The following is a 25,132-nucleotide window of genomic DNA, read 5'->3' on the forward strand; positions in this document are numbered from 1 at the left end:
CGGAACCTACCAGCCTCCACGAAGGACCAGGACCGGACCCGCCACAGACCTATCCAGTTACGACGCGTCGTCCACAGCGTGTACGTGTTCGACTGCGACCCGCAGCCGATCCTCTCTCCACCCGACTGAGGTCGACTCGGTCGGATCCGTCCCGGACACGTCGGCGGGCCGCCGCAGGTGCCGCGGCCGGGCCGAACGCAGCAGTGCCGGCGCGCGGCAGCCCGTCGTACAGTGGATCTTTCCTGTCGGTTCAGCCGAGCAGTTGTTGGCCGATCCAGCCGCCGGCGGGGCAGCCGGGCGGGATCGCGAAGACGGCCGAGCCGACCGGAGTGGTCCACTCGTTCAGTAAATCCTGTTCCGACAGGCGTCGCTGGATGGGCAGGAACTGCTTCCCGACGTCGGCCTGGAACGAGGCGAAGATCAGCCCACTGTCGGCGGTGCCGTCGGCATCGGGCACACCGTCGTAGTTGTACGGCCGCCGCAGGATCTTCAACCGGTCGTCGGTGACATGCGCTCGGGTCAGGTGGGAGAAATCGGGGATGACGGTGAGACCGTCGGGGCCGAGCGCGGCGAAGTCGGGCTCGTCGTGTTCGGCGGTACCGGTCAGCGGCGCTCCGGTGTCCACGCGGCGGCCGACCGACAGCTCCCGGTCGCCGCGGCCGAGTAGGTCCCATGTCTCCAGGTTCATGCTGATCCGCCGCACCACCAGGGTCGTGCTGTCGCGCAGCCAGTCCGGGCCGTCGCTGACCCATACGGCGTTTTCCAGGGGCCCGCCGGGCTTCGGGTTGGCGGTGCCGTCAAGCTGGCCGAACAGGTTGCGCTGGGTCCGGCCGGGTTCGGCGCCGGCGGCCCGGCGGAAGCCCTGCTGCACCCAGGCGACGGTGGCGAACGGCCGGATGTCCTTGACCAGCATCCGTTGGGCGTGGGCGACGGTGAGCGGGTCGTCCGCGCAGATCTGCAGCAGCAGGTCCCCACCGGACCAGCGCGGCTGGAGCCGGTCGATCCGGAACGCCGGTAGGTCGGCCACCGACGCCGGCCGGCGGTCGTCGATGCCGGCGGCACGGTAGAGGCCAGGGCCGAAGCCGAACGTGACGGTCAGCCGGGCCGGCAGCAGCCCGAGCTCGGGTTCGGTGTCGGCGAGGGCGGGACGGCCCTGGGTGAGGCGGGCGGAGTCGTCGGACAGCAGCCGCAGCATCCGCCCGAGCGCTGCCCGGTCGATGCTCGGCTTGAAAGTGAACGCGACGAAGGCCGCGTGCGCCTGCGGTTCGGTGGCCACGCCAGCCTGTCGGGGTCCGTGGAACGGCTCCACCGCGGTGCCGACGTGCGCCATCGGAACCGTGTCGACGGGGCGTACCGCCGGGGTGTCGGAACGAGCGGCGGCACCGGCGGCGGCACCGGCGAGCGCACCCCCGGCAGCCAGGGCACCGCCGGTGAGCAGACCACGCCTGCTCACCGGACGGGCGGACTCACCGGTCATGCGGCCGGGCGGGGGCTCGCGGACTCCTCCGGCATGCCGTGCCCCGGGGCGTAGCTCTCCTGGGCGCCGGTGAACGGCTTCGCCACGGCGGTAAAGGTCTGGGTACGGCCGTCGGTGAAGGTCAGGGTGAAGGTCAGCTCGTCGCCGGCCTTCACCGGCTGCTTGAGGTCCATCATCATCAGGTGGTCGCCGCCCGGCTCAAGCACGTGAATGCTCTTGGCTTTGATCACAATGCCGCCCTGCTTGGCCTGCATGACCATCGTCCCGTCCTGCATGGTCATCTCGTGCATCTCCATCGGCGACACCTCCGTCGACGCCGAAGTGATCGTCACATCGGTGTCTCCGTCGTTGACCAGGGTGCCGAACGCGGCGGTCATGCCCTTGTCCGCGGCCTTCACCCACGGATCGCGGATGCCCAGCACGCTTGCGGCCGCGCTCGCCGACGCTGAGACGGTCGGCGTCGGCGTCGACCCAGCGGCCGACGAGTCGTCCGACGAGCCGCACCCGGCGGCGGCGAAGGCCAGGACGGCGGCACTCAGCAGGGCCGCAGGGCGAGTGAGCCGGCGAGTTCTGGTGCTGGGCATGGCGAGATCCCCTTATAAGTTGGTGTCGAGAACTGGTCGGGCTGGCGGAGCCGGTGGTTCCCGCCGGTGCGGTAACCCATGTCACGCCTGGAGGATCAGGCAGCCGCGTCCCTGCGGTAACGGGCCGAACCGGGGTGGGGCGGTAGCAGCCGAAGCCCGGTCGGCGTTGGTGGCTCCGCCTCCGTCAGCCGCCAGCGGCTGCCGTCCCGGCCAGTTCGTCCAGCCGGGCCGCTCGGCGCCCGCTGTTCGCGGGACATGGCGACCACGATGGCGTAGCCGGCGAGCAGGAAGGCGTGGCTGACCAGCCGGGCGGGGTCCACCCGGCTGGTGGCCAGATCGTTGACCGACAGCAGGACGAGGGTGGCCACGAACGCGGTCAGCATCGGCACCAGGCCGGTCGGCCGGGCCCGCCGGGTCGCCACGAACAGGAAGCCCGCGCCGACGGCGACGTTCCACGCCGCCGACTCGTGCCACAGGTGTCCGGATGCCAGGGCCTCGCCGAGGGCGTGCTGGTGCCCGGCGGCCGGGCCGCGGGCGACCTGGCTGAGGCCGAGCACCAGTTGCAGCGCGCCGACCAGTCCCAGCGCGGCCCGCAGGCCCGTCGGGACCCGGCCGCGTAGGCGCCGCCGCGGTGGCGCTGAGGGCAGCGCGGCGAGCACGGTCTCGGTGAGGTCGACGCCCGGACCGGTCAGCGTCAACCGGGCCCGGCGGGTGACCGCCGCGGCCCGCTCGTACCACCCCTGGCAGTCGCCGCATGCGGCCAGGTGCTCGTCGGCCGCCGGCCGCTCGGCCGGGGTTTCCTCGCCGTCGAGCTGGGCCGACAACATCTCACGCCACTGCTCACACCCCATGTACCGGTAGTCGGCCGACGCACCCGGCTGGTTCCCGCCGATCGCGGTGAGCGCGCAGGTCAGCGCCGGTCAGCCGGCGACGCCGTCACTGCGGCCACGCCGCCCGGTGGGTCGGGTGCTGGCGGTAGCCACCAGGTCCTCGCGGGCCCGGCCCACCCGGGAGCGGATCGTCCCGACCGGGCAGCCACACACCTCGGCGGCCTCGGCGTAGGACAGCCCGAGCATCTGGGTGGCGACGAACGCCTCCCGCCGGTCGTCGGGCAGCGCCGCGATGAGCTGCTCCAGCGCGACCTGCCGGTCGAATCCGCTGCGGTGCGGGTCGGCCATGTCGTGGGAATCCGACATGGGAACCGTGCGGGGACGGGACATCGCCATCCGCACCTGGTCCACCGCGACCCGCCGGGCGATGCTCAGCAGCCAGGTACGCGCAGAGGACCGGCCGGCGAAGGACGGCAGCGACCGCATCGCCCGCAGGTACGTCTCCTGCGCCAGATCGTCCGCCTCACCCGGAGATGCCAGTGCGGCGAGGAAACGCCAGACAGGCAGCTGCGTGGCCCGCACGAACGCCGCCGCGGCGTCCCGGTCACCCCGGCCGGCGGCGAGCGCCCACGCCGTCACCTGCGCGTCGTCCATCACCCTAGGCACCTCCGCGTCGTCGCCTCCGACCTGGGAACGACGGCCTGTAGTAGTAGCTGGTCGTCAGCGTACGGCAGCGACCAGCGCCGACGTCTACATGTACGGTGCGCAGCCCGCCGCGGATCAGTCCGCGCCTTCCGACACTGTTGCGTGTCTCGCCGGTGCGGTGGCTCGGGATGAGGTCGGCCGATGGGGGTGCGCCGCACCCCTTGCGGGCGTACATGGGCTGGCGACCGGACCCGCCCCACAGTCCCCGGTTCGGATCCTGCCAAAGGCCCTGGATTCCGCAGGTCGCGGGCCTCGGCTTGCTGACCATGGTGCCCTCTGCCTCGTGGAGGCCTACCACATCCGGGCCGGCAGGCGTAACTTCGACGTGTCGATGGAGGGCACGGAGCGGATCAGCGACCTGGACACCTACTCCGGGCCGGCGTCAACATCGCCGGGGCCACGCAGGTCGTGGCCGTCAACGATGGAACGCTCAACATCCAGTTCGTGTCCGACATCGAGAGACCAAGGTCAACGCCATCAGGGTGTCGGTGGTGGACTTCACGAAGGGCGACTACACCGTGACGGCGGCGGACAACTGTGGCTGGTCCGGCGCGGCGACGAAGTCGGCATAGGTGCGGAGGTGGCGGCAGCGGTGAAGCCTCGGGTGATCAATACGACTGATCTGGGCGCCGATCCCGATGACCTGCAGTCGCTGGTGCGGATGTTGGTGACCGTGAACGAGGTCGACCTGGAAGGTCTGATCACGGTGACCAGTTGCTGGAGGCCGACGCAGAGCGCGTCGAACATGGCCACCCTGTTGAATCCCCAGTTGACCGCGTACGGGCAGGCGCTGCCGAATCTGCAGAAGCACGCGTCGGGCTATCCGTCGCTGGCGTATCTGCAGTCGATCTCGAAGTTGGGTCAGACCGGGTACGGCATGGGTGACGTCGGCGCGGGCAAGGACAGTGACGGCTCGGAGCTGATCATCGCCTCGGTGGACAAGGACGACTCGCGTCCGGTGTGGGTGAACCTGTGGGGTGGGGCGAACACGCTGGCGCAGGCTTTGTGGAAGGTGAAGAACACCCGGACCTCGGCGCAGGTCGATCAGTTCGTCGGCAGGTTGCGGGTGTATGACGTGCTGGGTCAGGACGACGCCGGGGCGTGGATGACGAAGACGTTCCCGGATCTGCTCTACATCCGGGCGAAGGAACTGGTCTACAGCTGGCAGCCGTCGGACAGTTGGGTGAAGACGCACGTGCAGAGTCACGGGCCGTTGGGGGCGCGGTATCCCGATCGGAAGTACGCGACCGAGGGGGACACGCCAGCTTTTCTCCACCAGATGCCCAACGGGCTCACCGATCCGGACCGGGTGGACTGGGGGGGTTGGGGCGGTCGTTTCGGTCCGGCCGGAAAGGCCGGTGTCCGGGGAATGACCGAAAGTAACAGGTTGGGCGCGGAGTCGTTGTACGACCCTTACTACATGTACAGCGACGCGGCGGAGGGTGGTAGTTCGATCAGCCGGTGGAGCACGGCGATCCACAACGACTTCGCCGCTCGGATGGACTGGAGCATCACGAGCAACTACTCCGACGCGAACCATCACCCGGTCGCGGTGGTCAACGGTGACAGCGGCAAGCAGGTGCTGCGGATCTCGGCCGCGGCCGGAGCGAGTGTCAACCTCTCCGCGGCCGGGTCCACCGACCCTGACCAGGACTCGCTGAGCTATTCGTGGTCGTACTACGACGAACCGAGTTCCTACCACGGTGCAGTCACCATCAACAACAGCGCCTGGATCTCGGCGACCGTGCAGGTGCCGTCGAACGCCGCCGGCACCAACCTGCACATCATCCTGACCGTCGAGGACGATGGATCGCCCAGCCTCCACAGCTACCGCCGGGTCGTCATCGACGTCAGCTGACTGTGACGCCGACGCCGGCCACCTGGAGGTACAAGCCTCCAAGTGGCCGGCGTCGGCGGGTCCAACGGGCCCGACGGGTGTCGCCACCAGAGTTGAGCTGAGCGACCAGCGGGCGGCCGCCACCTGCGATGTGGGGCGCCACCGGCATGCCCGGTGACCGCCATCGGATCGACCCAGCACCGTGATCGCTGCCGGTGACGGTGGCCGGCGGGCACATGACCGACGTTGCCGGCCCCGCAGATCCGTCCTGATCTGCGGGGGTGGCGGTCGGACTGTGAACCAGGGATGGCGAACGTGGGGCATTGACATTGCTGGTTCGGCCAACTTAGGCTGCGGTCATGTCGGATCACAAGCGAATAGATATGCAAGTGCCGGTCTTTGGCGCAGGTATCTGGCATTTCGGCCAGTATGTGGACCGGTATGCGACCGACGGCTACGGTCCTCCAGTCAACACGCTGGAGGCGATCAACCTGGCCGGCAAGGTCGAGGACCTGTCGGTGGTGGACCTGACGTATCCATTCGATCCCGTCGGGTTGAGCGTCGCGGACGTGACCGGCGTGCTCAAGATGAACGGGCTGCGCGCGGTCGCCGTGACTCCACAGATCTACACCCGCCGGTTCAGCCGCGGCGCGTTCACCAACCCGGACGCGGACGCACGGCGAGCCGCGATCGAGCTCGTTTCGCGAAGCGCCGAGGCGGCCCGGGAACTCGGCTGTGACTACGTCAAGCTCTGGCCCGGACAGGACGGCTGGGACTACCCGTTCCAGGCCGACCACCGGCAGCTGTGGAAGTTCTCCGTGGACGCGGTCCGCGAGCTTGCCGAAACCTTCCCCGACCTGCGCTTCGCCATCGAGTACAAGCCGCGCGAGCCGCGCAACGCGATGGTGTTCTCCTCCGTCGCCCGCACGCTGCTGGCCATCGAGGAGATGGGGGTGCCGAACGTCGGCATCCTGCTGGACTTCGGGCACTCCCTCTACGGCGGGGAGTCGCCGGCCGACGCCGCGCGGTTGGCGATCTCGCGCAATCGCCTGTTCGCGATCGACGTCAACGACAACTACCGCGGGTGGGACGACGACATGGTCGTCGGGTCGATGCACCCGATCGAGACCTTCGAGTTCTTCTACGCCCTGGTCGAGGCTGGCTGGCAGGGAGTGTGGCAACTGGACCAGTTCCCGTTCCGGGAGGACAGCGTGCAGGCCGCCACCGACGGCATCCGGGTGATGAAGCGCATCCACCGAGCGGTGTGCGCCCTCGACCGGCAGGCGCTGCAGGCGGCCCAGCGGTCTCAGGACGCCCTCGCCGCGCAACGGATCATCCAGAACGCCCTGTACGGCCCCTACGAGGGTTGATAACAATGGCATACCTTGTCGATGAGGTGGCACCGGTGAAACTGTCCGCTGATCCCGAACGCTCCCAGCGGTACGGGGAACTGTCTGCCCGCCTGCGCGCGTCCGACGCCGATGTCGCCGCCGTCGAGTTGCGGCGCATCTCACGAGAGGTGCGGCGCAGCATCGTCAGGATGATCGACCGCGCTCGGATGGGTCACATCGGCGGTGATTTGTCGGTGACCGACATTTTGGTCACCTGTTTCTGGGGAGCGCTGTCGCTCGATCCGCAGCAGCCGGCGTGGCGGGAACGGGACCGGTTCATCCTCAGCAAGGGGCACTGCGCGGCTGCGCTGTACTCCACCCTGGCGCACTGCGGCTTCTTCCAACAGGAGGAGCTCGACACCTTCATGGCGCCAATGTCCGCGTTGAACGGGCATCCGAACAGGCTGAAAGTTCCCGGGGTGGAGACCAACACCGGCGCGCTGGGCCACGGCCTTCCGGTTGCCACCGGCTGCGCCATCGCCGCACGGCTGACCGGAGCGACCTGGCGCACAGTAGTCGTCCTGGGCGACGGAGAGATGCAGGAGGGCAGCAACTGGGAGGCGGCGATGACCGCCTCCCACCACGGACTGTCCTCGCTGACCGCGGTCATCGACCGCAATCGCCTGCAGCAGGGCGCCCGCACCGAGGACACCAAGCGCCTGGAGCCCTTCGCCGACAAGTGGCGCAGCTTCGGCTGGGAGGTGCGTGACGTCGATGGGCACGATCACGCCGCGCTGCTGCGGGCTCTGGGGCCGTCGTCGGCCGGGCAGCCGGTCGCGGTCATCGCCAACACGATCAAAGGGAAGGGTGTGTCCTTCATGGAGGACCGCGTCGAGTGGCATCACAAGGTGCCCAGCCACGACCAGACCGACCAGGCGCTGGCGGAGCTCGTCGGATGACGATCGTGGAGCAGGCCACCTTCGACTGCCGGCAGGCGTTCGCCGACGAGCTGCGCTCGATGGCCCGAGCGGACGAGCGAATCGTAGCCGTCTGCAACGACTCAGTTGGATCGAGCAACCTCGTGGGCTTCCGCGAGGAGTTCCCGCAGCGGCTGGTGAACGTCGGCATAGCCGAGCAGGACCTGGTCGGTGTGGCGGCCGGGCTGGCCAACGCGGGCAAGATCCCGTTCGTCTGTGCGGCGGCACCCTTCCTGACCGGTCGGGCACTCGAACAGATCAAGGCGGACGTGGCCTACAGCGACGCGCACGTCGTGCTCTGCGGGCAGAGCCCGGGCATGGCCTACGGCGAGCTGGGGCCGACGCACCACTCCATCGAGGACCTGTCGTGGATGCGGGCAGTGGCGAACCTCGATGTCATTGTGCCGGCCGACCCGGATCAGACGCGGGCCGCCGTGCGCTGGGCCGCCGCCGCAGGTCGGCCCTGCTACCTGCGGATTCCCCGCTTCAAGGTGCCCGCCGTCACGCCACCGGACGCACCGTTCGCCCCCGGCACGGCGGTTCGGTTGATCGATGGTGACGACGTCACGGTCATCGCGATCGGGTCACTGACCTCCCGTGCGTTGGACGCCGCCAGTCGACTGCGGGCGGAGGGCATCGCCGTCCGTGTGCTGAACATGCCCTTCGTGGATCCGATCGACATCCAGGCGGTGCTGGCCGCCGCTCGGGAGACGCGAGGGATCGTGACCGCCGAGGAGGCGACCACGACCGGAGGTCTGGGGGCAGCAGTCGCGGCGATTGCGGCCACCACCCACCCCACCCCGATGCGGATACTCGGCGTGCCCAGAGTCTTCGCCCCCACCGGCGACACCGCGTTCCTGCTCAACTACTTCGGGCTGACCGCGGACGGCATCGCCGCGGCGGTGCGTGACCTGCTCGGCACCACTGACACGGGTGGTGGTCATGGCTGACGGGCCGCTCGTCCTCGCGGTGGACCAGGGGACGAGCTCCACCAAGGCCCTCCTGGTCGACGCCGGTGGGCAGATCGTCTCACGTGCCGTCGCGCCGTTGTCCGAACGGCAGCCACAACCGGGTTGGGTCGAGCAGGACGCCGTCGAGCTGTGGCAGAGCGTACGCACGGCCGTGGCGTCGTGCGTCGACCCGGCGCTCGCGCACCGGATCGAGGCGGTCGGGTTGAGCACCCAGCGGGAGTCGCTGGTGCTGTGGGACCGCCGTACCGGCGAACCGCTCGGGCCGTTGGTGAGCTGGCAGGACCAGCGGACCAACGGCGCATGCCGCGAACTCGCAGCGGCCGGCAGCGGTCCGCTCGTCCGTGCGATCAGCGGGATGCCCCTGGACCCGATGTTCTCGGCCCTCAAGGCCGGCTGGCTCCTGGACACCTATGATCCGCAACGGAGGCGCGCCAAGGCCGCCGAACTGTGCCTGGGTACCGTCGACTCCTGGTTGCTCAGCCGGTTCGGAGGTGAGCACGTGACCGAGGTCGGCAACGCGTCCCGCACGCAGTTGCTCAACATCGACACCCGACGGTGGGACGATCGCCTCCTCGACCTCTTCGCCGTACCCGCCGCCGTGCTGCCCCGGGTGGTCGCCTCCTGCGGCGACTTCCCGGCCGTCCGCGGTCTGGCGCCCGTGCCGGACGGCACTCCGGTGCGGGCCGTCCTCGGGGACTCGCATGCGGCGATGTTCGCGCACGCCGGCTGGCGACCCGGGGTGGTGAAGGCCACCTACGGCACCGGCTCGTCGGTCATGGCCATCGGCGACGGCGGTGACAACCAGCGGCTGTGCCGCACCGTGGCGTGGGACGTCTCTGGCCCGGTCGTCGCCGTCGAGGGCAACATCCGGGCGACCGGCCGTACGTTCAGCTGGCTGGCCGACCTGTTCGGCGTCGACGTGCAGCTGCTGCTGCAGGAGGCGGCGCAGGCCGCGGGCCCGGTGCAGTTCGTACCGGCGTTCGGCGGCCTGGGCGCCCCTTGGTGGGAGCCCGACGCGGTCGCCGTGATCAGCGGGTTGACGCTGGCCACCCGCCGGGGCGACCTGGCCGCCGCGGCCCTGCACGCCATCGCCCACCAGATCGAGGACGTGGTGGCGGCGGTCGAGGCCACCGTCGGCGAGGTGCGGCTGCTGTTGTGTGACGGGGGCCTGACCCGCAGTGCCCGGCTGATGCAGGCGCAGGCCGATGTCAGCGGGCGGCGGGTCGGCCGTTCCGCCGAGCAGGATCTGTCCTGTCTGGGTGCCGCGGACGCGGCTGGCTTGGCGGCCGGCCTGTGGAGCCTGCCTGACCTTGAGCGGCGGCTGCGACCCATCGGCGAGTATCACCCGTCGACCGACCACGTGGTCCGGGCCGCCGAGCGGACCAGATGGCACATCGCGGTCGACCGGGCCCGGCCTGCCGCCGAACCGGGAAGGAGCGGATCGTGACTCTCGCACCACGTCCTCGATGGCTCGGCGTGGCGGCGGTCGCCGCACTCGTCGTGGCGATCCTGGTCAGCACCGAGTACCGGCCGGCGGGCGCGCCCTCGGCTGCGGAGGCGCAGAGGTTCGACCCGGCCCGCTACGGGGCCGAGACATACCAGAGCAAGGTGGTGCCGGCCATCCGGCAGGGCGCCACCCCGCTGCCGGAACTGTTCGCGGCCCTGACCGCGGACAAAGAGGCGGCCAGCCGGAAGTACGGTCACCGCCAGGGCACCGGCCCGGCGACCTTCGCGGTGACCGGCGAGGGCGTCGCCGGCAAGACCACCGGCAGTCTCATGCTCGTCTCCGGCACCGGACTACCGGCGCGGACCCGGGTGTCGCTTCAGGTGGGGCCGGCGATCAACGGGACCGCCCTGCGGGACGCCGCTGGCTTCATCACCTTCGGTGAGTTTCTCAACCAGGTGGAGTACGCGGACGCGGCGACCGCACTGAACAACCAGATGCGCGCGACCGTGCTGTCCGAGCTGAATCCCGCGGAGCTGGCAGGAGAGAACATCACGTTCACCGGCGCGTTCAGCTTCGTCACGCCGTCGGTCATCACCATCACCCCGATCGAGATCGGGAGGGTGCCGTGAACCCTGTCCTGCGTGCCTGTGGGGTGACGAAGGTGTACGGCGGCACCCACGCGCTCAAGGGCGTCGACTTTGCGATCGCCGCCGGTCGGGTTACGGCGCTGTTCGGCGAGAACGGCGCCGGCAAGTCCACCTTGATGAAGATCCTGGCCGGGATCGAGCAGCCCACCACCGGTCACATCGAACTCGACGGCACGACCGTCCGTCCCCAATCCGCCCGCGAGGCGGCTGACCAGGGCATCTCGATCATCCACCAGGAGCTTAGTCTCTGCCCCAACCTGAGCGTGCAGGACAACCTCTTCCTGGCCCGCGAGATCCGTAGGCGAGGCATCGTCGACCGGGCGGCACAACGCGAGGCCACCCTTGCTGTCCTGCGCCGGCTGGAGGAGGATCTGGACCCCGATCAGCTCGTGGCTGACCTGCGCCTTGGCCAGCAACAGATCGTCGAGATCGCCCGGGCACTGTTGCAGAACGCGCGGGTGCTCATCATGGACGAGCCCACCTCGGCCCTCACGGCGCCCGAGGTGGCCGTCCTGTTCCGGCTCATCCGGGAACTGACCACCAGCGGGGTCGCCGTCGTCTACATCTCACACCACCTCGACGAGGCGCTGGAGATCGCCGACGACGTGACCGTGCTCCGTGACGGCAACCTGGTGGCCGCCGACGCGGCGAGCGAGGTGACGCTCGGCTGGATCGTCCAGCACATGGTGGGCCGCGACCCCGACGCGCTGTTCCCCCACCGCGAGCCCATTGTCGGCGCCCCCGTACTCACCGCGGACCGGATCGTGGTCCCCGACCCGCAGAACCCGCACCGCCTCGCCGTCGACCAGGTATCGCTGACCCTCCACGAGGGCGAGATCGTCGGCGTCTACGGACTCATGGGATCCGGGCGCACCGAACTGCTGGAGACGCTCGCCGGACGGATCACGCCTGCTGCGGGAACGATCACCCTCGACGGCTCACCGTTGGGCGACGTCGGCATCCGCCGACGTATCGCCCAGGGGATCGCCCTTGTTCCCGAGGACCGTCAACGCGACGGCCTGGTCCAGTCCATGTCGGTCGGGCAGAATCTCAGCCTCGCCGGGCTGGCACGGTTCGTCCGCACCCTGCTCGTCACGCGCAGCGCCGAACGCGAGGCGGTCGAGCGGGCCATCACCGAGGTCACCATCAAGACCAGCGGTGCCACCGCCGCCATCGGCTCGCTCAGCGGCGGCAATCAACAGAAGGTCGTCATCGGCAAGGCGCTGCTGACCCGGCCCCGCGTTCTGCTCCTCGACGAGCCGTCCCGCGGCGTGGACGTGGGTGCCAAGGCGGACATCTTCGAGCTGATGGCCGCTCAGGCGCGCAGTGGACTCTCCGTGCTCTTCGCGACATCCGAAGCCGAGGAGGCCTTGCACATCCCCGACCGTTTGCTCGTGCTCGCCCGTGGCGTGGTGGTAGGCGAGTTCCGGCGGGGGCAGATAACCCGGGAGAAACTGATGAGCCTGTCCGACGGCCGTGTCGCCGCCCCCGCAGCGCAGAAGGAGTCGGCGCGGTGACCACACAGACCACCCTGCCGGTGAGGGCAGGAAGCGATCCCGCCACCGACCCGGACCCGAAGTCTCGCCGGCTGACGTTGCTCAATGGCCTGTTCGAACTCCGTGCCTTCATCGCGTTGGCCGTGCTGGTCGTCGTGTTCAGCCTGCTGTCCGACTCGTTCCTGACCGTCACCAACCTGATCACGATGACCAAGCACGTCGCGATCAACGCGATCATTGCGCTTGGCATGTTGCTGGTCATCCTCAAGGGCGGCATCGACCTGTCGGTCGGATCCGTCGTCGGACTGTCCGGCGTCGTCGCCGGCGAACTGCTGCAGGGCCTACGGCTCGGATTCCTCGACATCGTCGCCTACCCGCCGGTCTGGGCGGTCATCGTGCTCTGCGTCGCGGTGGGGATGTTCGTCGGCCTGATCAACGGCGTCCTGATCACTCGCTTCCGCGTCGCGCCGTTCATCGCCACTCTCGGCATGCTCTACGTGGCACGGGGGCTGGCGTTGCTCATCTCCGACGGCACCACCTATCCCAGACTGGAAGGGAGCCCGGAGCTCGGCAACACCGGTTTCGGCTTCCTCGGCAGCGGGCGACCGCTCGGGCTGCCAACCTCGATCTGGCTGATGGCGATCCTCGCCGCCGCGGTCGCTCTGGTATTGATCAAAAGTCCGTTCGGTCGCTGGCTCTATGCCACCGGTGGCAACGATCGGGCGGCCGAGCTGTCCGGCGTACCGGTCCGCCGGGTCAAGACCATCGTCTACGCCGTCGCCGGCGGATGCGCCGCGGTGGCGGGCCTCATCATCGCCTCGGAACTCACCTCCGCGGCACCGCAGGCGGGCGAGACCTACGAGCTCAACGCAATCGCCGCGGTCGTGATCGGCGGTGCGGCCCTCAGCGGCGGCCGCGGCACGGTACGCGGCACGCTTGTCGGCGCCTTCGTCATCGGGTTTCTCGCCGACGGACTGGTACTCCTCGGCGTGTCGACCTTCTGGCAGATCCTGATCAAGGGGGCGGTGATCGTCCTCGCCGTCATGCTCGACCAGGGGCAGCAGAGATTCCAGCGGCGTCAGGGGGCCCTTGCCTCCGCCGCAGCGGCCACCAAGACCCCTCGCTCTGATTCCGGCTCCAACCACACATCTCCATAACCACACCACACCATCCCATCTCATCCCCCATGGAGTCCTACATGTTCTCTTCAATCTCCCGGAGGCGTGCCCTCGCTGTCGTGCCTCTTGTCAGTGCCGCCCTCCTTCTCGGCGCGTGCGGCTCCGACAGCGACGGGTCGGACGCGGACGAAGTCGGCAAGGAGGCCGGTGGCCTGATCGCGATCATCACGCCGTCGGCGGACAACCCGTTCTTCAAGGCCGAGGCCGACGCCGCCAAGGCCAAGGCGGAGTCACTCGGCTATCAGACCTCCGTCGCGTCCCACGACGACGACCCGAACAAGCAGAGTGAGCTGATCGACACGGCGATCTCCCGCAAGGCCAGGGCGATCATCCTTGACAATGCCGGTGCTGATGCCTCCATCGGTCCGGTCCGTAAGGCCAAGGACGCGGGCATCCCGGTGTTCCTCATCGACCGGGAGATCAACGCCACCGGCATCGCCACGGCGCAGATCGTCTCCAACAACGCCCAGGGCGCCCAGTTGGCCGCCGAGTCCTTCGTCCAGGTGATGTCGGGCAAGGGTGACTATGTCGAGCTTGTCGGCAAGGAGTCCGACACCAACGCGGGTGTCCGCTCGAAGGGCTTCACCGACGTCATCTCCCAGTACCCCGACATGAAGCTCGTCGCGAAGGAGAGCGCCAACTGGGACCAGCAGGAGGCTTTCACCAAGATGGAGACCATCTTGCAGAAGAACCGCGACATCCAGGGCGTCATCGCCGGCAACGACACCATGGCGCTCGGTGCCGTCGCCGCGCTCAAGGCTGCCGGGCTGAACGGGAAGGTCGTGGTGGTGGGCTTCGATGGTAGCCCGGACGCCATCGCCGCGATCAAGGCCGGAGAGATGCACGCCACGGCCCTGCAGCCGGCCGTGCTCGGCGCCGAGACGGCGGTCGAGCAGGCCGACAAGTTCATCAAGACGGGTTCGACCGGTACCGAGGAGAAGCAGTCCATCGACTGCGAACTGGTCACAAAGGACAACGCCGACCAGTTCGGTGTCTTCGGTAGGAAGTAGTCCGGTGGCAATGTCCCGTGTCGCGCCGTTTGAGGCCGGCACGGGACATTCCTGTGTCGGCCCGGCGTTCCATACCCGGTGGCAGGTCCGCCGCCGGGGATACCGTAACCCGCTGTCGACGCTGACGGCCACGGAAGCTATCGCGCGGACTGGTCGGTGCGGCTACCGGGCCGGTTCCTCGGCGAGGCGCCGGGCCACGTCGAGGTCGGTGACCAGGACGTCGAGCCAACCGCCGCGCAGCGCCGCGCGAATCGCGGTGAACTTGCGGGCCCCACCGGCGATCGCCACGACGCGCGGTATCGACCGCAGCGTCTGGCTGTCGATGCCCAGCACACGCTCGTCGAGCGCGGACTTGACCAGGTCGCCGTTCTCGTCGAAGAAGCGCAGGCAGATGTCACCCACCGCGCCGAGCTTGCGCAGCGCCTGCTGCTCGGGATCGGCGACGGCGTTGCCGCTTTCCACGAGCAGCGGTGACGGCTCCAGACTGCCCAGGCCGGCGAGAAGCATCGTCAGACTGTCGTAGGAGGCCATCACGTCGCTGATGTGTGGATCCGCCATCAGGACCTCGCGGGTCGCCGGCGACGCGGCCAGCCCAGGAGCGGGCAGGAACACCGCCTTCGCCCCGGTCAAGGTGGCCAGCCGGTCGGCCAGGCGGGTGGCGTAGATCTGCGAGGTGCTGCTGCCGACCCCGCCGATCACCTGAACGACCTGATCGGCGACCGGAGTGGGTCTGGGACGCATGGCATCGACCGTCGCCAGCAGGGTCGAGCTCCATGAGGAGATGCCGATCCGGTCACCGCCGGTGAGTGTCGTCTCCAGATAGATTGCGGCCGCCGCGCCAACCGCCTTCAGGGTGGACTGCTCGTCGGGCGAGGACTGGCCGGTGTCGGCCACCACGACGTCACGCAGCCCGAAGCGACGCTCGATCTCCTCCTCCAGTTCGGCGTGCACGCCGGCCGGGGTGACCACCGTGGTACGGACGATGCCCAAGGTGGTGGCCTGTTTCAGAAGGCGGGAGACCCGTGGCTGGGAGATGTGTAGCTGGCCGGCGATCTGCGGTTGCCGCATCCCGTGCTCGTGGTACATACGAGCCACCTTGGTCAACAGCCGCAACTGGCTGGCTGCCACGCCACCGATAGCCGGCTCGCGGAGGTTGCCGCTCTCGCTGGGCACGGGACTCCTTCGACGGTACGGACGGGAGAGGATTCGCCGCCGAGGATACCTGAATTCGCATTCAACGTAGATTGTCACGATGGGCGACAGCAGGCCCGAATCGGTCGCGCCGCCCAGAGCAGGTCTGCCCGCTCTCCTTCCGTCGCTTGCCCGGAGCTGACGAGTGTGGGCCCCGCCCGGTGCATGCCTCCGCACCTGACGCTGCGGCTCCGGCGCGCCCGTTCGACCGGGAAGCCAAGTCTCGACGTCAGATGGATGCTGGGTAGGTGGAGATCCGAGGTAGGCCAGCGGCGAATAGCAATTCGCCATCGAATTGTATCACTGTTTGCTGGCATGATAGCTGTCTATGGGCCTGCGGGAGTGGGCAGCGCTGACTATCGGAGTCGAGGGCAACGGCGACGAACCGGAACCAGACAATCCTGATCACCTGTAGCTGGGGTCGCAGGTTTCTGACCGCCTGTCGGATCGGATTCTCCGAGCCGTCTCCAGTTGCCCAATGCTGCCGTCTACCGCACCGTGGTGGCAGCAGAGAGGAAGCCTGATGAGGCTTACCCACCGCCGTACCGCCCCACCGTCACGCCTACGCCGTGGCACCATCGCGGCCACTGCCCTCGTCGTCGCGTCCACCGCGTTGGTCGTGGGTGCCACCCAGGCCAACGCCGCGGCCGGATGCCGCGTCGACTACACCATCAGCAGTCAGTGGCCGGGCGGCTTCGGCGCCAACATCGCTGTCACCAACCTCGGTGATCCGATCTCCGGCTGGACACTGAGGTTCTCTTTCGCTGCTGGGCAGACCATCACCCAGCTGTGGAACGGCACCGTCAGCCAGTCAGGAGGCAACGTCGCGGTCATGAATGCCGGCTACAACGGCAACCTCGCCACCAACGCCACTGTCACCCCCGGCTTCAACGGCACCTGGAACGGCAGCAACCCGGTCCCCACCTCGTTCGCCCTGAACGGTACCACCTGCACCGGCAGCGTCACGCCCACCACCCCGCCGCCGCCGACGACGCCGCCACCGACCACCCCGCCACCGACCACCCCGCCACCGACCACCCCGCCACCGACGACGCCGCCACCGACCACCCCGCCACCGACGACGCCGCCACCGATCACCCCGCCACCGACCGGCAACTCGGCGAAGCCCCGGATCATCGTGATGAGCGACATTCCGCCGCTGGATGGAATCCCGGGCGGGGAGTCCGGTCCGGCAAACAAGAAATCCGACCTTGACGACCTACAGTCGTGGGTCCGTTTCCTGAGCTACGCCAACGAATTCAGCATCGAGGGGCTCGTCGCCTCGTCGGCGACGTTCGCGAACTACGCCAACAAGCAGAACCTCCTCGCGCTGATCGACAGGTACTCCCAGGTCTATCCGAACCTACGGCTCCATGACCCGGCATATCCCTCGCCCGACTCGCTGCGCGCCATCACGAAGCAGGGACGGGACGGCAGTTGGGGGCAGCCGGCCAGTTCCATCCTCGGAGCCGGCAGGGACACCGAGGCCTCCGAGCACATCATCAGGGTGGTGGACCAGGCCGATCCTGCGCCGGTCTGGATCGTCTCCTGGGGTGGGCCGCGTGAACTCGGCCAGGCGCTGTGGAAGGTGCGCAACACCCGCAGCACCGCCGATGTAGACAGGTTCACCTCCAAGATCCGGGTTCACCTGATCGGCGACCAGGACGGCAGCGCCGCGTGGATGCGGGACAACTTCCCGGGCCTCTTCGTGATCAGTAACGGCTGCTACACCGGGATGGCCAACAGATCCAGCTTCAACGGCACCTGGTTGCGGAGCAACGTCATCACGGGGCACGGTGCGCTCGGGGCCGCCTACCCGCCGGCCAACTGGAACTACAACAACGAGCGCGTGTACGAGGGTGACTCGCCGTCGTTCCTCCACGTCCTCAACGGAGTGATGGGCCTTGGAGACCCACTGAATCCGTCGATGGGCGGGTGGGGTGGTCGCTTCCAGAGCACGACGGCCAATCGTTGGGTCTGTTCGAGCGAGGGCACGGGTTCGATCTCCCGCTGGGAGCATGCCCGCAACTGGGACTTCGCCGCACGTATGGACTGGATGGTCAAGCCCTACAGTCAGGCCAACCACAACCCCATCGCACGCCTGAACGGCGACACGTCCCGTGACGTCGTCCGGTTGGACGCAGCACCTGGTTCGACCGTGCAACTCAGCGCCGAGGGGACCACCGACAACGACGGTAACGCCTTGTCCTACAAGTGGTATCAGTACCCGTCCACGGCCGGGCTGACCATAGTCAACAGTACGAGCGTAAGGGCTCACTTCGTGGTGCCGAATGCTCCCGGCACACAGCTCTCGATCGTCCTTGAGGTCACCGACAACGGAAGCCCAAGCCTGACCAGCTACCGGCGGCTGGTGGTGAACGTCCGGTAGCCCACGGCACTTCCTCAACTCTGTGACGCTCGGCCTGATGGCGACGGCCGCCGAGCCAGCGTCACCCTGACGGCGCGGGTCGCTCTCGGCCACCGCGGACGTGACGAGCCGCGCGAGGGCGACCCGCTGCCCGGCGCGAAGCCGCACGTGGTGGGGGCGCAGATCCACGACGCCGACGACGACGTGACCGTGTTCCGCCTGGAGGGCAACAGCCTCTACTACGGCGAGGTCAAGATCGACGGCCTCACCGTGACCCACTCCTGAGGCGCCCTCCGCCCGGGGGCCCGCGCCCCGGGCGGAGTCCCCACCCGACCCGCCGGATGGACGTCGTAGTCCCGCGTCCGGCGCCAGAAGGACACCTTTCTGCGGTTCGTCCACCTCGGGGCAGTGCCTCGATGCACTATCCACTGCGGCTACCCCAAATCCGAGCATGACTGCTCCCGGCAGGGACGGGAGTCGAACTTCCGGTCCTCGCGACGTACCGCGGCTAGATGCACAACTGCCCATTGAAGGGGTCGGCGAGGTCTGGTGCCGCCTGGCCGGCACAGTTCGGTCACAGGTCGCCCACACGTGGGAGGACCCGGCCGACACTTCCGGTGATATCGATCGCCGGTTTCGGCGTTCGAGTTGAACGGAGCGTCTCGTCTGTGGAGGTGACGCCGGGTGAGGCCGAGTGCCGGCGGCGGTCCCAGGGCATCACCGACCAGGGCGGTGTCAACTGTCCGAGACTGTCGATCTCGGTGGGCTTCAGGATGGCTGGATCGAGGGCGTCCTGGTGCCGGGTGAAGACCTTGTCCACATACCGGTGCCCGGTATCGGCGCTGATGACAACGTATGTGCGGCCGGGGTCGCGGCGTGCTTCCCAGGCCGCTGCCAGCCAGGCCGCACCGGTGGACAGGCCGGCGAATACCGTGTGCGTGCGCATCAGGCCGATCGTGCCGGCCACGGCGTACTGGAAGATCAGCCAGTGGATCTGGTCGTACAGCTCGGGCCGGATGTTGTCGAACGGGATTGCGCTGCCGATGCCGGCGATGATGGCTTCGGGGTCGACGAAGCGCTCGCTGCCGAAGCTGACGCTGCCGAAAGGCTGGACGCCGACCAGTCGGACCGCCGGATCGTGATGCCGTAGCGGCTGGATCAGGCCGGCGCTGGACGCGCCGGTGCCGACGCCGGTCACCACCGTCAGAGCCCTGCCGGGTAGTGCGGTGCGGATCAGGTTGGCCAGTTCCTCGTACCCGCGGTAGTGGATGGGGTCGTGATACTGGCGCATCCAGTGCATGCCGGGGTTGGCGTGCAGCAGTTGGCGTACGCGCGCGACCCGACGGTCCTGGTCCAGGCGCAGGTCGGACTCGGCCGGCATCTGGTCCACGGTCGCGCCGAGGATCTCCAGCTGCGATCGGATCGCCGGCGTCACGGTGGTCGAGGCGACAATGTGGCAGCGCAGTCCGTACCGGTGGCAGACCATCGCCAGGGCAAGGGCGTAGATGCCGCTGGAGCTGTCCACGACGGTGTCTCCGGGGCGGACGGTGCCGTCGGCGAGCAGGGCCCGAACTGCACCGAGCGCGGCGTAGATCTTGAGCGTCTCGAACCTGACGAGCACCGTGTTGTCCGACAGGCGGATCAGGGTGGGCGTTCGAAGAGCGTCGGTGATGTGGTCGTGGACGACGGTCGGGGCCATGAACGGCATGAGCGGTCGGTCCCTCATACGTAGGCGACGGTATAATTACATCAGTCGATTTATTTGCCGTGCCGGTTCCGGCCCGCCGGGATCTTCGCTGATGGTGAATCGACCGATGTCGCGGGAACCGTTGGCCGTGCGGGTCCGACTACTTCAGCGGTGGCCCACGGACCGCCACCGGAACGCCTGACCAACGTCCACTCAGGAGAGTCAGTGTCCCGACTACGCCCGCTCGCCGTCCTCGTCGCTTCGATCATCACGATCTCCGCATGTTCCGCCAACGCGGATGTTGACACCGGCGGTTCGACGATGCTAAAGATCGGTTTGAGTGAGGAGTCCGGTGCGCTGGATCCGCACGCGTTCACCGGCAACTTCATGCTGCTGGACGCGCTCTACGAGCCGCTGGTCACCTACGCCGACGGTGGCAAGCTGGAGCCAGGGCTGGCCGAGTCGTGGACGATCGCGGAGGGCGGCCGGCAGGTCACGTTCGACCTGCGAGATGGTGTCACCTTCACCGACGGTGCGCCGCTGGACGCCGATGCGGTGAAATGGAACTTCGACCGGTGGGTCGGCAACGATCGGTTCTCGTTCTTCCGCGCCGCCCAGGTCATCTCCGTCGTGGACGTCGTGGACGCCGACACCGTCCGGCTGACGCTGTCGGAACCGTACGAGCCGCTCCTGCAGGAGCTGTCGATCGTACGACCGGTGCGGCTGCTCAGCCCCAGGGCCGTGACCGCGGGTGGCGAGTTTGCGAACCCGGTCGGGACCGGGCCGTGGAAGTTGGAGTCCAACTCGGCCACCGGCGCCACTCTCGTCCGCAACGACACCTACTGGGGTGGGAAATCTAAGCTGGAGAAGCTCGAATTCAGGGTCATTCCGGACTCGCAGGCACGCATTGACGCACTCGGCAACGGCGAACTCGACCTGATCGGCGGTTCGTACCTTGCCCCGATCACGCCAGTGGAGGCCCAGTCACTGAGTCAGCGCGCCGACGTGCAGCTACTCACCGGCGACCCGGACGTGTCCATCATCCTCGGCTTCAACGCCAAGGGCCCGGCCGGTGACCGGGCCGTCCGCGAGGCGGTGCGGCAGGCCATCGACACCACCGCGCTGGCGAAGGCACTGCTGCTGGGCTATGCCGAGCCTGCCCGGCGGGTCTTCCCGCCAGGTGTGCCCGACTCCGGCACCGACCTGCCGACCTACTTCGACCAGGCCGCCGCCCGCAGCACCCTGGACGCCGCCGGCTACCCGCTCGAAGGTGACACCCGAGTCAAGAGCGGCAAGCGGCTCTCCCTGAAGCTGCTCATCCCCGCCACACCTGCCGAGGGGCAACTCGACCCCCGCACGATGGCCGCCGCGATCGCCGCAGCGCTCAAGGAGGTCGGTATCGCAGTCGAGATCGCGCCGGTCGACGCGGCCGCCTACTACGACGAGCGCGCGGAGGGCGCCTACGACCTCACGTTCTTCGAAGGGCTCGGCGCGCCGTACGATCCGTCCGCTTCGATCGTCTCGCTGTTCACCTCAGGCGCGCGTGCCCCACTCTGGCTTACCACGGCCACCGAGGACATGGTCGACAAGGCGCTCTACGCCACCGACCCCACCGCCCGCAGCGCCGCCTACCAGCAGCTGTACGACACGGTGGCCGCTGACGTCGGCTTCGTGCCGCTGGTCTACCGGCCCCGCCTCTGGGCAGTGCGGGACGCGGTCAAGGCATTCACCGTTCCGCCCACCGACGTCGACCTGGAACTGGCCGGAGTCACCGTCGAGTGAAGAGACCCGGTCACCTGGCCACCGTGGGCGGACACCTCACCCGTTGGGCCGTCGACACCGTCGGCGTGTTGCTGGCCATGTCGGTCGGCACGTTCGCGCTGGTCCTGCTCGCCCGCGGTGACCCTGCGGCGCTCCTCGCGGCCACCCGCGCCGGGCGTCCGGCCACACCTGAGCAGATCGAGGCCGTCCGCGTCGAGCTCGGCCTCGACGACCCCGCACCGGTGCGCTACCTGAGGTGGCTCGGTCACGCGCTCACCGGCGACTTCGGGCTGTCGCTGCGGTCCGGCACACCCGTCGGGCACGAGGTAGCGGATCGGCTCAGTGTGACGCTCGGTCTGGTCGCCGGTTCGGCGGCGGTCGCCGTCATGGTCGGCCTGACCGTCGGCGTCGCTGGCGCGGTGCTGCCGCGGGGTGCGCTACGAGGTGCGCTACGGGCGGGCGCACTGCTGGTGATCTCGGTGCCCGCGTTCTGGCTGAGCTACCTGCTCGTCCTCTTCCTGGCCCTGCGTCTGCGGGTGGTACCGACCTCCGGGATGGCTGGTCCAGATACGTGGATCATGCCGATGGCCGTGCTGGGCCTGCCTGCCGCCGGAGTGCTCAGTCGGGTTGTCGCCGTCACGCTACGTGAGGCCTTGGACCGACCGTACGTTCGGGCTGCGCAGGCACGAGGCAGCAGCCCGTGGTCGATCGTGTTACGCGACGGCCTGCCCAACGCCTCGGGGCCGATCCTCTCCGTCGCCGGATTCGGCATCGGTACCCTGCTGGTCGGGACCGTCGTGGTGGAGAAGATCTTCGGCTGGCCCGGCCTCGGCGCCTACCTGGTGCAGGCGGCCGGATCGCGAGACGTACCCGCGTTGCAGGCGGCCGTGCTGCTTCTGGGCGGCGGATTCATCCTGGCCAACCGTTGTGCCGATGTCCTGCAGGGGCTCATCGACCCGCGATCCCGGAGAACCTGGAGCGCCCGCGCCCAGCGGAGTCCGGCATGACAGGCGGACACGCCCGGGTGCGCACGGTGGCGGTCGCCCTGCCGTTGATCGCGTTCGCGGTCACGGGTCTGCTGGCACCGCTGATCGCCCCGGCCGACCCCACCGCCAACGACCTCGCCGCGAGCCTGGCGCCACCGTCGGCGGACCATCTGCTCGGCACCGACCAGCTTGGCCGCGACCAGCTGAGCCGGCTCCTCCACGGCGCCCGGATCTCCCTCGCCGTCGCGGCGGCCGTGCTGGCGATCTCGCTGGTGGTCGGCGCGGTCGTCGGCACGACCGCCGGATACCTGGGCGGCTGGATCGACCGGGTCGTGTCCCGGGTGATCGACGTGGTCGTGTCGTTGCCCGGCATGCTGGTGGCACTGGCCGTGATCGGAGCTCGTGGACCCGGCGTGGACAACATGGTCCTCGCGCTGTCGCTGTGGTCCTGGGCGCCATACGCGCGCATCGCCCGCGCCCGTGTCGCCGGGATGCGCGCCAGCCCGCACCTGGATGCGCTGCGCCTGCTCGGCGCCAGCCGAACCCGTATCGTCGGCCGGCACCTACTTGCGCCCGCCCTCGCGCCCTGCCTGGTCTTCGCGAGTACGGACGTCGGTACGGTCGTGCTCACCGTCGCCACGCTCAGCTTCCTCGGTCTCGGGATCGCTCCCCCACAGGCCGAGTGGGGGCAGATGCTCATCGAAGGCCGGCCGTTCCTGGCCTCCGCCTGGTGGCTGGCCTATCCGCCCGGCGTCGCCATCACCGCCGTGGTGTTCGCGAGCAACCTACTCGGCGAGCGCCTGGCCGCTGGCGCGGAGAGACCATCGATCCTCCGGCTGGCGTGGCCCGTCCAGTTCTCGCAACCGAAACCCGCCATCCCTGCCGAACCCGGCGTGGTGTTACGGGTGCGGGACCTCTCCGTCTCCTACCCGGACCGGCGGGTCGTCGCGGACGTGTCCTACGAGGTGCGGCGCGGGCAGACGCTCGCGTTCGTCGGTGAGACCGGCAGCGGCAAGACCACGGCCGCGCTGGCGCCGTTCGGCCTGCTCGACCCGAGCTCGGTGGTCACCGGTTCCGCGCTGCTGAACAGCACGTGCGAGCTGGTCGGGCTCACACCGGCGCAGCGGCGGCAGATCAACGGCCGTCGGGTCGGCGTCGTCTTCCAGGACAGCGGTGCGTTCCTCAACCCGCTGCGCACGATCGGGGCGCACGTCGACGAGGCCGTCCGCAACACCGGCCACGGCGGCCGGCGTGCCGCGACCCGCCGGGTCACCGAGGAACTGCTACGCCTGGTCGGTCTGCCGGATGCGGCGTCGGTCGCGCACCGGTTCCCGCACGAACTGTCCGGCGGGATGCGGCAGCGGGCACAGATCGCGATGGCTCTCGCTGGCGAGCCGGAGCTGCTGGTCGCGGACGAGCCCACGTCGGCGTTGGATGTCTCCGTGCAGGCGCAGCTGCTCGACCTGCTCGCCAAGCTGCGTGACGAGCTGGGCATGGCCATGATCGTCGTCAGCCACGATCTGGCGGTCGTGTCACGCATCGCCGACACGGTGGCCGTCGTGTACGCCGGCCGGATCGTGGAGACGGGGCCGGCTGCCGCCGTGATCGGTCACCCGGACCACCCCTACACCCGAGGTCTGCTCGATGCCGTCCCGCGTCCCGGCACCGTGCCCGGCACCCGCTTCCGCACCATGCCCGGCATTGCCGGCGGCGGCCCGGACGACCTTAGCGGCTGCGGGTTTGCGCCCCGGTGTCCGCTCGCTGACCAGCGCTGCGCGCACCACGCCCCGGCCCTGCGGCCGCTGCCCGTGGCGGCCGCGCACCGGTCCGCGTGCCTGTACCCCCAGAGCCTGGATGACGCATGTTAGAGATCGAGCGGGTGAGCGCCGGCTACGGGAACGGCACGACCGCAGTCGAGGACGTGACGCTGGGTGTCGGGGCGGGTGAGATCGTCGGATTGGTGGGCGAGTCCGGTTGTGGCAAGACGACGCTGGCCCGGGTCGTCACCGGTCTGCATCGCCCCAGCGCGGGAGTCGTACGTGTCGCCGGTGACGACGTGCACGCGTTGCGCGGCGCGGCGTTGCGGGCACACCGCCGCCGGATCCAGATGGTGTTCCAAGACCCGTCGCTGACGCTCAGTCCTCGGCAGACGGTTCGTGCGGCGATCGCTGAGCCGTTGCACATCCACCGGATCGGCGCCGCCCGGTCCCGTGTCACGCGTGTGGCCGAGTTGCTGGATCTCGTCGGACTCGAACCCGCCCTGGCCGACCGTCGGGCCGGGCAGTTGTCCGGCGGGCAGCAGCAGCGCGTGGCGATCGCCCGCGCCCTCGCACTGGCGCCCCGGCTGCTGATCTGCGACGAGCCGGTCACCGCTCTCGACGTGTCCGTGCAGGCGAAGGTGCTGAACCTACTCTGTGACCTGCGGGACCGGCTGGGGCTCGGGTGCCTGTTCATCACCCACGATCTGGCCGTGGTGTCGCAGCTCGCCGACCGGATCGCGGTCATGGACGGTGGCAGGATCGTCGAGCAGGGCCCGACCCTGCAGATCACCACCCAACCGCAGCATCCGTACACGACGGCTTTGCTAGCCGCGATTCCGGGAACCTTTCTGGCCCCGCACCCGACATATTTATCGTGACCATTGCGTGC

General features: G+C 69.0%; 20 protein-coding genes. 14 read left to right on the plus strand and 6 right to left on the minus strand.

Features of this window, described 5'->3' with window-relative positions:
- Positions 1-250 precede the first annotated feature (250 nt).
- From ACFHWY_RS23205 to ACFHWY_RS23220, 4 genes are all read right to left on the minus strand, one after another.
- The gene (locus tag ACFHWY_RS23205; protein WP_416582363.1) at positions 251-1,477 is read right to left on the minus strand and encodes a Dyp-type peroxidase; all 1,227 of its coding nucleotides are present in this window, start codon (positions 1,475-1,477) and stop codon (positions 251-253) included.
- A complete protein-coding gene (locus ACFHWY_RS23210; RefSeq protein ID WP_416582364.1) occupies positions 1,474-2,061 on the minus strand; it encodes a copper chaperone PCu(A)C in 588 nt (195 codons plus the stop codon). Before ACFHWY_RS23210 ends, ACFHWY_RS23205 begins: the two co-directional genes overlap by 4 nt.
- A gap of 95 nt (positions 2,062-2,156) precedes the next feature.
- A complete protein-coding gene (locus ACFHWY_RS23215; RefSeq protein WP_416582365.1) occupies positions 2,157-2,912 on the minus strand; it encodes a zf-HC2 domain-containing protein in 756 nt (251 codons plus the stop codon).
- 69 nt (positions 2,913-2,981) lie between these two features.
- Complete coding sequence (locus ACFHWY_RS23220) at positions 2,982-3,548, minus strand: sigma-70 family RNA polymerase sigma factor (protein ID WP_416582366.1); 567 nt, start codon at positions 3,546-3,548, stop codon at positions 2,982-2,984.
- A gap of 628 nt (positions 3,549-4,176) precedes the next feature.
- Here ACFHWY_RS23220 and ACFHWY_RS23225 point away from each other — a divergent pair.
- The 9 genes from ACFHWY_RS23225 to ACFHWY_RS23265 all read left to right on the plus strand — a co-directional run bounded on the left by ACFHWY_RS23225 (position 4,177) and on the right by ACFHWY_RS23265 (position 14,490).
- Positions 4,177-5,454 carry a nucleoside hydrolase-like domain-containing protein gene (locus tag ACFHWY_RS23225; protein WP_416582367.1) on the plus strand — a complete coding sequence of 426 codons (1,278 nt, stop codon included), beginning with the start codon at positions 4,177-4,179 and terminating at the stop codon, positions 5,452-5,454.
- Positions 5,455-5,792: 338 nt separating this feature from the next.
- The gene (locus tag ACFHWY_RS23230; RefSeq protein WP_416582368.1) at positions 5,793-6,803 is read left to right on the plus strand and encodes a sugar phosphate isomerase/epimerase family protein; all 1,011 of its coding nucleotides are present in this window, start codon (positions 5,793-5,795) and stop codon (positions 6,801-6,803) included.
- 35 nt (positions 6,804-6,838) lie between these two features.
- Positions 6,839-7,723: a transketolase gene (locus tag ACFHWY_RS23235; RefSeq protein ID WP_416582369.1), complete on the plus strand. Its 885-nt coding sequence runs from the start codon at positions 6,839-6,841 to the stop codon at positions 7,721-7,723.
- Positions 7,720-8,691, plus strand: coding sequence for a transketolase family protein (locus tag ACFHWY_RS23240; RefSeq protein ID WP_416582370.1), 972 nt, complete (start codon positions 7,720-7,722; stop codon positions 8,689-8,691). The genes ACFHWY_RS23235 and ACFHWY_RS23240 overlap by 4 nt, the downstream gene beginning before the upstream one ends.
- Positions 8,684-10,159: an FGGY family carbohydrate kinase gene (locus ACFHWY_RS23245; protein WP_416582371.1), complete on the plus strand. Its 1,476-nt coding sequence runs from the start codon at positions 8,684-8,686 to the stop codon at positions 10,157-10,159. Before ACFHWY_RS23240 ends, ACFHWY_RS23245 begins: the two co-directional genes overlap by 8 nt.
- The gene (locus ACFHWY_RS23250) at positions 10,156-10,788 is read left to right on the plus strand and encodes a DUF2291 family protein (RefSeq protein WP_416582372.1); all 633 of its coding nucleotides are present in this window, start codon (positions 10,156-10,158) and stop codon (positions 10,786-10,788) included. The genes ACFHWY_RS23245 and ACFHWY_RS23250 overlap by 4 nt, the downstream gene beginning before the upstream one ends.
- On the plus strand, positions 10,785-12,323 hold the full coding sequence (locus tag ACFHWY_RS23255) for a sugar ABC transporter ATP-binding protein (protein ID WP_416582373.1): 1,539 nt from the start codon (positions 10,785-10,787) through the stop codon (positions 12,321-12,323). Before ACFHWY_RS23250 ends, ACFHWY_RS23255 begins: the two co-directional genes overlap by 4 nt.
- Positions 12,320-13,459 (plus strand): ABC transporter permease, encoded by a 1,140-nt coding sequence (locus ACFHWY_RS23260; protein WP_416582374.1) that lies wholly within the window; start codon positions 12,320-12,322, stop codon positions 13,457-13,459. The genes ACFHWY_RS23255 and ACFHWY_RS23260 overlap by 4 nt, the downstream gene beginning before the upstream one ends.
- An 80-nt stretch (positions 13,460-13,539) precedes the next feature.
- Positions 13,540-14,490, plus strand: coding sequence for a D-ribose ABC transporter substrate-binding protein (locus ACFHWY_RS23265; protein ID WP_416582375.1), 951 nt, complete (start codon positions 13,540-13,542; stop codon positions 14,488-14,490).
- Between the two features lie 162 nt (positions 14,491-14,652).
- On the opposite strand, the gene ACFHWY_RS23270 is transcribed toward ACFHWY_RS23265, so the two are convergent.
- The gene (locus ACFHWY_RS23270) at positions 14,653-15,663 is read right to left on the minus strand and encodes a sugar-binding transcriptional regulator (protein ID WP_416582376.1); all 1,011 of its coding nucleotides are present in this window, start codon (positions 15,661-15,663) and stop codon (positions 14,653-14,655) included.
- Between the two features lie 541 nt (positions 15,664-16,204).
- Between ACFHWY_RS23270 and ACFHWY_RS23275 the strand changes: the two genes are divergently transcribed.
- Positions 16,205-18,070, plus strand: coding sequence for a nucleoside hydrolase-like domain-containing protein (locus ACFHWY_RS23275; RefSeq protein ID WP_416582377.1), 1,866 nt, complete (start codon positions 16,205-16,207; stop codon positions 18,068-18,070).
- A gap of 553 nt (positions 18,071-18,623) precedes the next feature.
- Here ACFHWY_RS23275 and ACFHWY_RS23280 read toward each other — a convergent pair.
- The gene (locus tag ACFHWY_RS23280; protein ID WP_416582378.1) at positions 18,624-19,775 is read right to left on the minus strand and encodes a pyridoxal-phosphate dependent enzyme; all 1,152 of its coding nucleotides are present in this window, start codon (positions 19,773-19,775) and stop codon (positions 18,624-18,626) included.
- A 282-nt stretch (positions 19,776-20,057) separates the two neighbouring features.
- Between ACFHWY_RS23280 and ACFHWY_RS23285 the strand changes: the two genes are divergently transcribed.
- Genes ACFHWY_RS23285 through ACFHWY_RS23300 form a run of 4 tightly spaced genes read left to right on the plus strand, consistent with a single transcriptional unit; the run spans position 20,058 to position 25,121 of the window.
- On the plus strand, positions 20,058-21,518 hold the full coding sequence (locus ACFHWY_RS23285) for an ABC transporter substrate-binding protein (RefSeq protein WP_416582379.1): 1,461 nt from the start codon (positions 20,058-20,060) through the stop codon (positions 21,516-21,518).
- Positions 21,515-22,504 carry an ABC transporter permease gene (locus ACFHWY_RS23290; protein WP_416582380.1) on the plus strand — a complete coding sequence of 330 codons (990 nt, stop codon included), beginning with the start codon at positions 21,515-21,517 and terminating at the stop codon, positions 22,502-22,504. The genes ACFHWY_RS23285 and ACFHWY_RS23290 overlap by 4 nt, the downstream gene beginning before the upstream one ends.
- A complete protein-coding gene (locus ACFHWY_RS23295) occupies positions 22,501-24,351 on the plus strand; it encodes a dipeptide/oligopeptide/nickel ABC transporter permease/ATP-binding protein (protein ID WP_416582381.1) in 1,851 nt (616 codons plus the stop codon). The genes ACFHWY_RS23290 and ACFHWY_RS23295 overlap by 4 nt, the downstream gene beginning before the upstream one ends.
- Complete coding sequence (locus tag ACFHWY_RS23300) at positions 24,345-25,121, plus strand: ATP-binding cassette domain-containing protein (protein ID WP_416582382.1); 777 nt, start codon at positions 24,345-24,347, stop codon at positions 25,119-25,121. Before ACFHWY_RS23295 ends, ACFHWY_RS23300 begins: the two co-directional genes overlap by 7 nt.
- The last annotated feature ends 11 nt before the right edge of the window (positions 25,122-25,132 follow it).

It is taken from the genome of Micromonospora sp. LOL_024 (assembly GCF_048060415.1).
In the GTDB taxonomy this organism is placed as follows: Bacteria; Actinomycetota; Actinomycetes; order Mycobacteriales; family Micromonosporaceae; genus Micromonospora.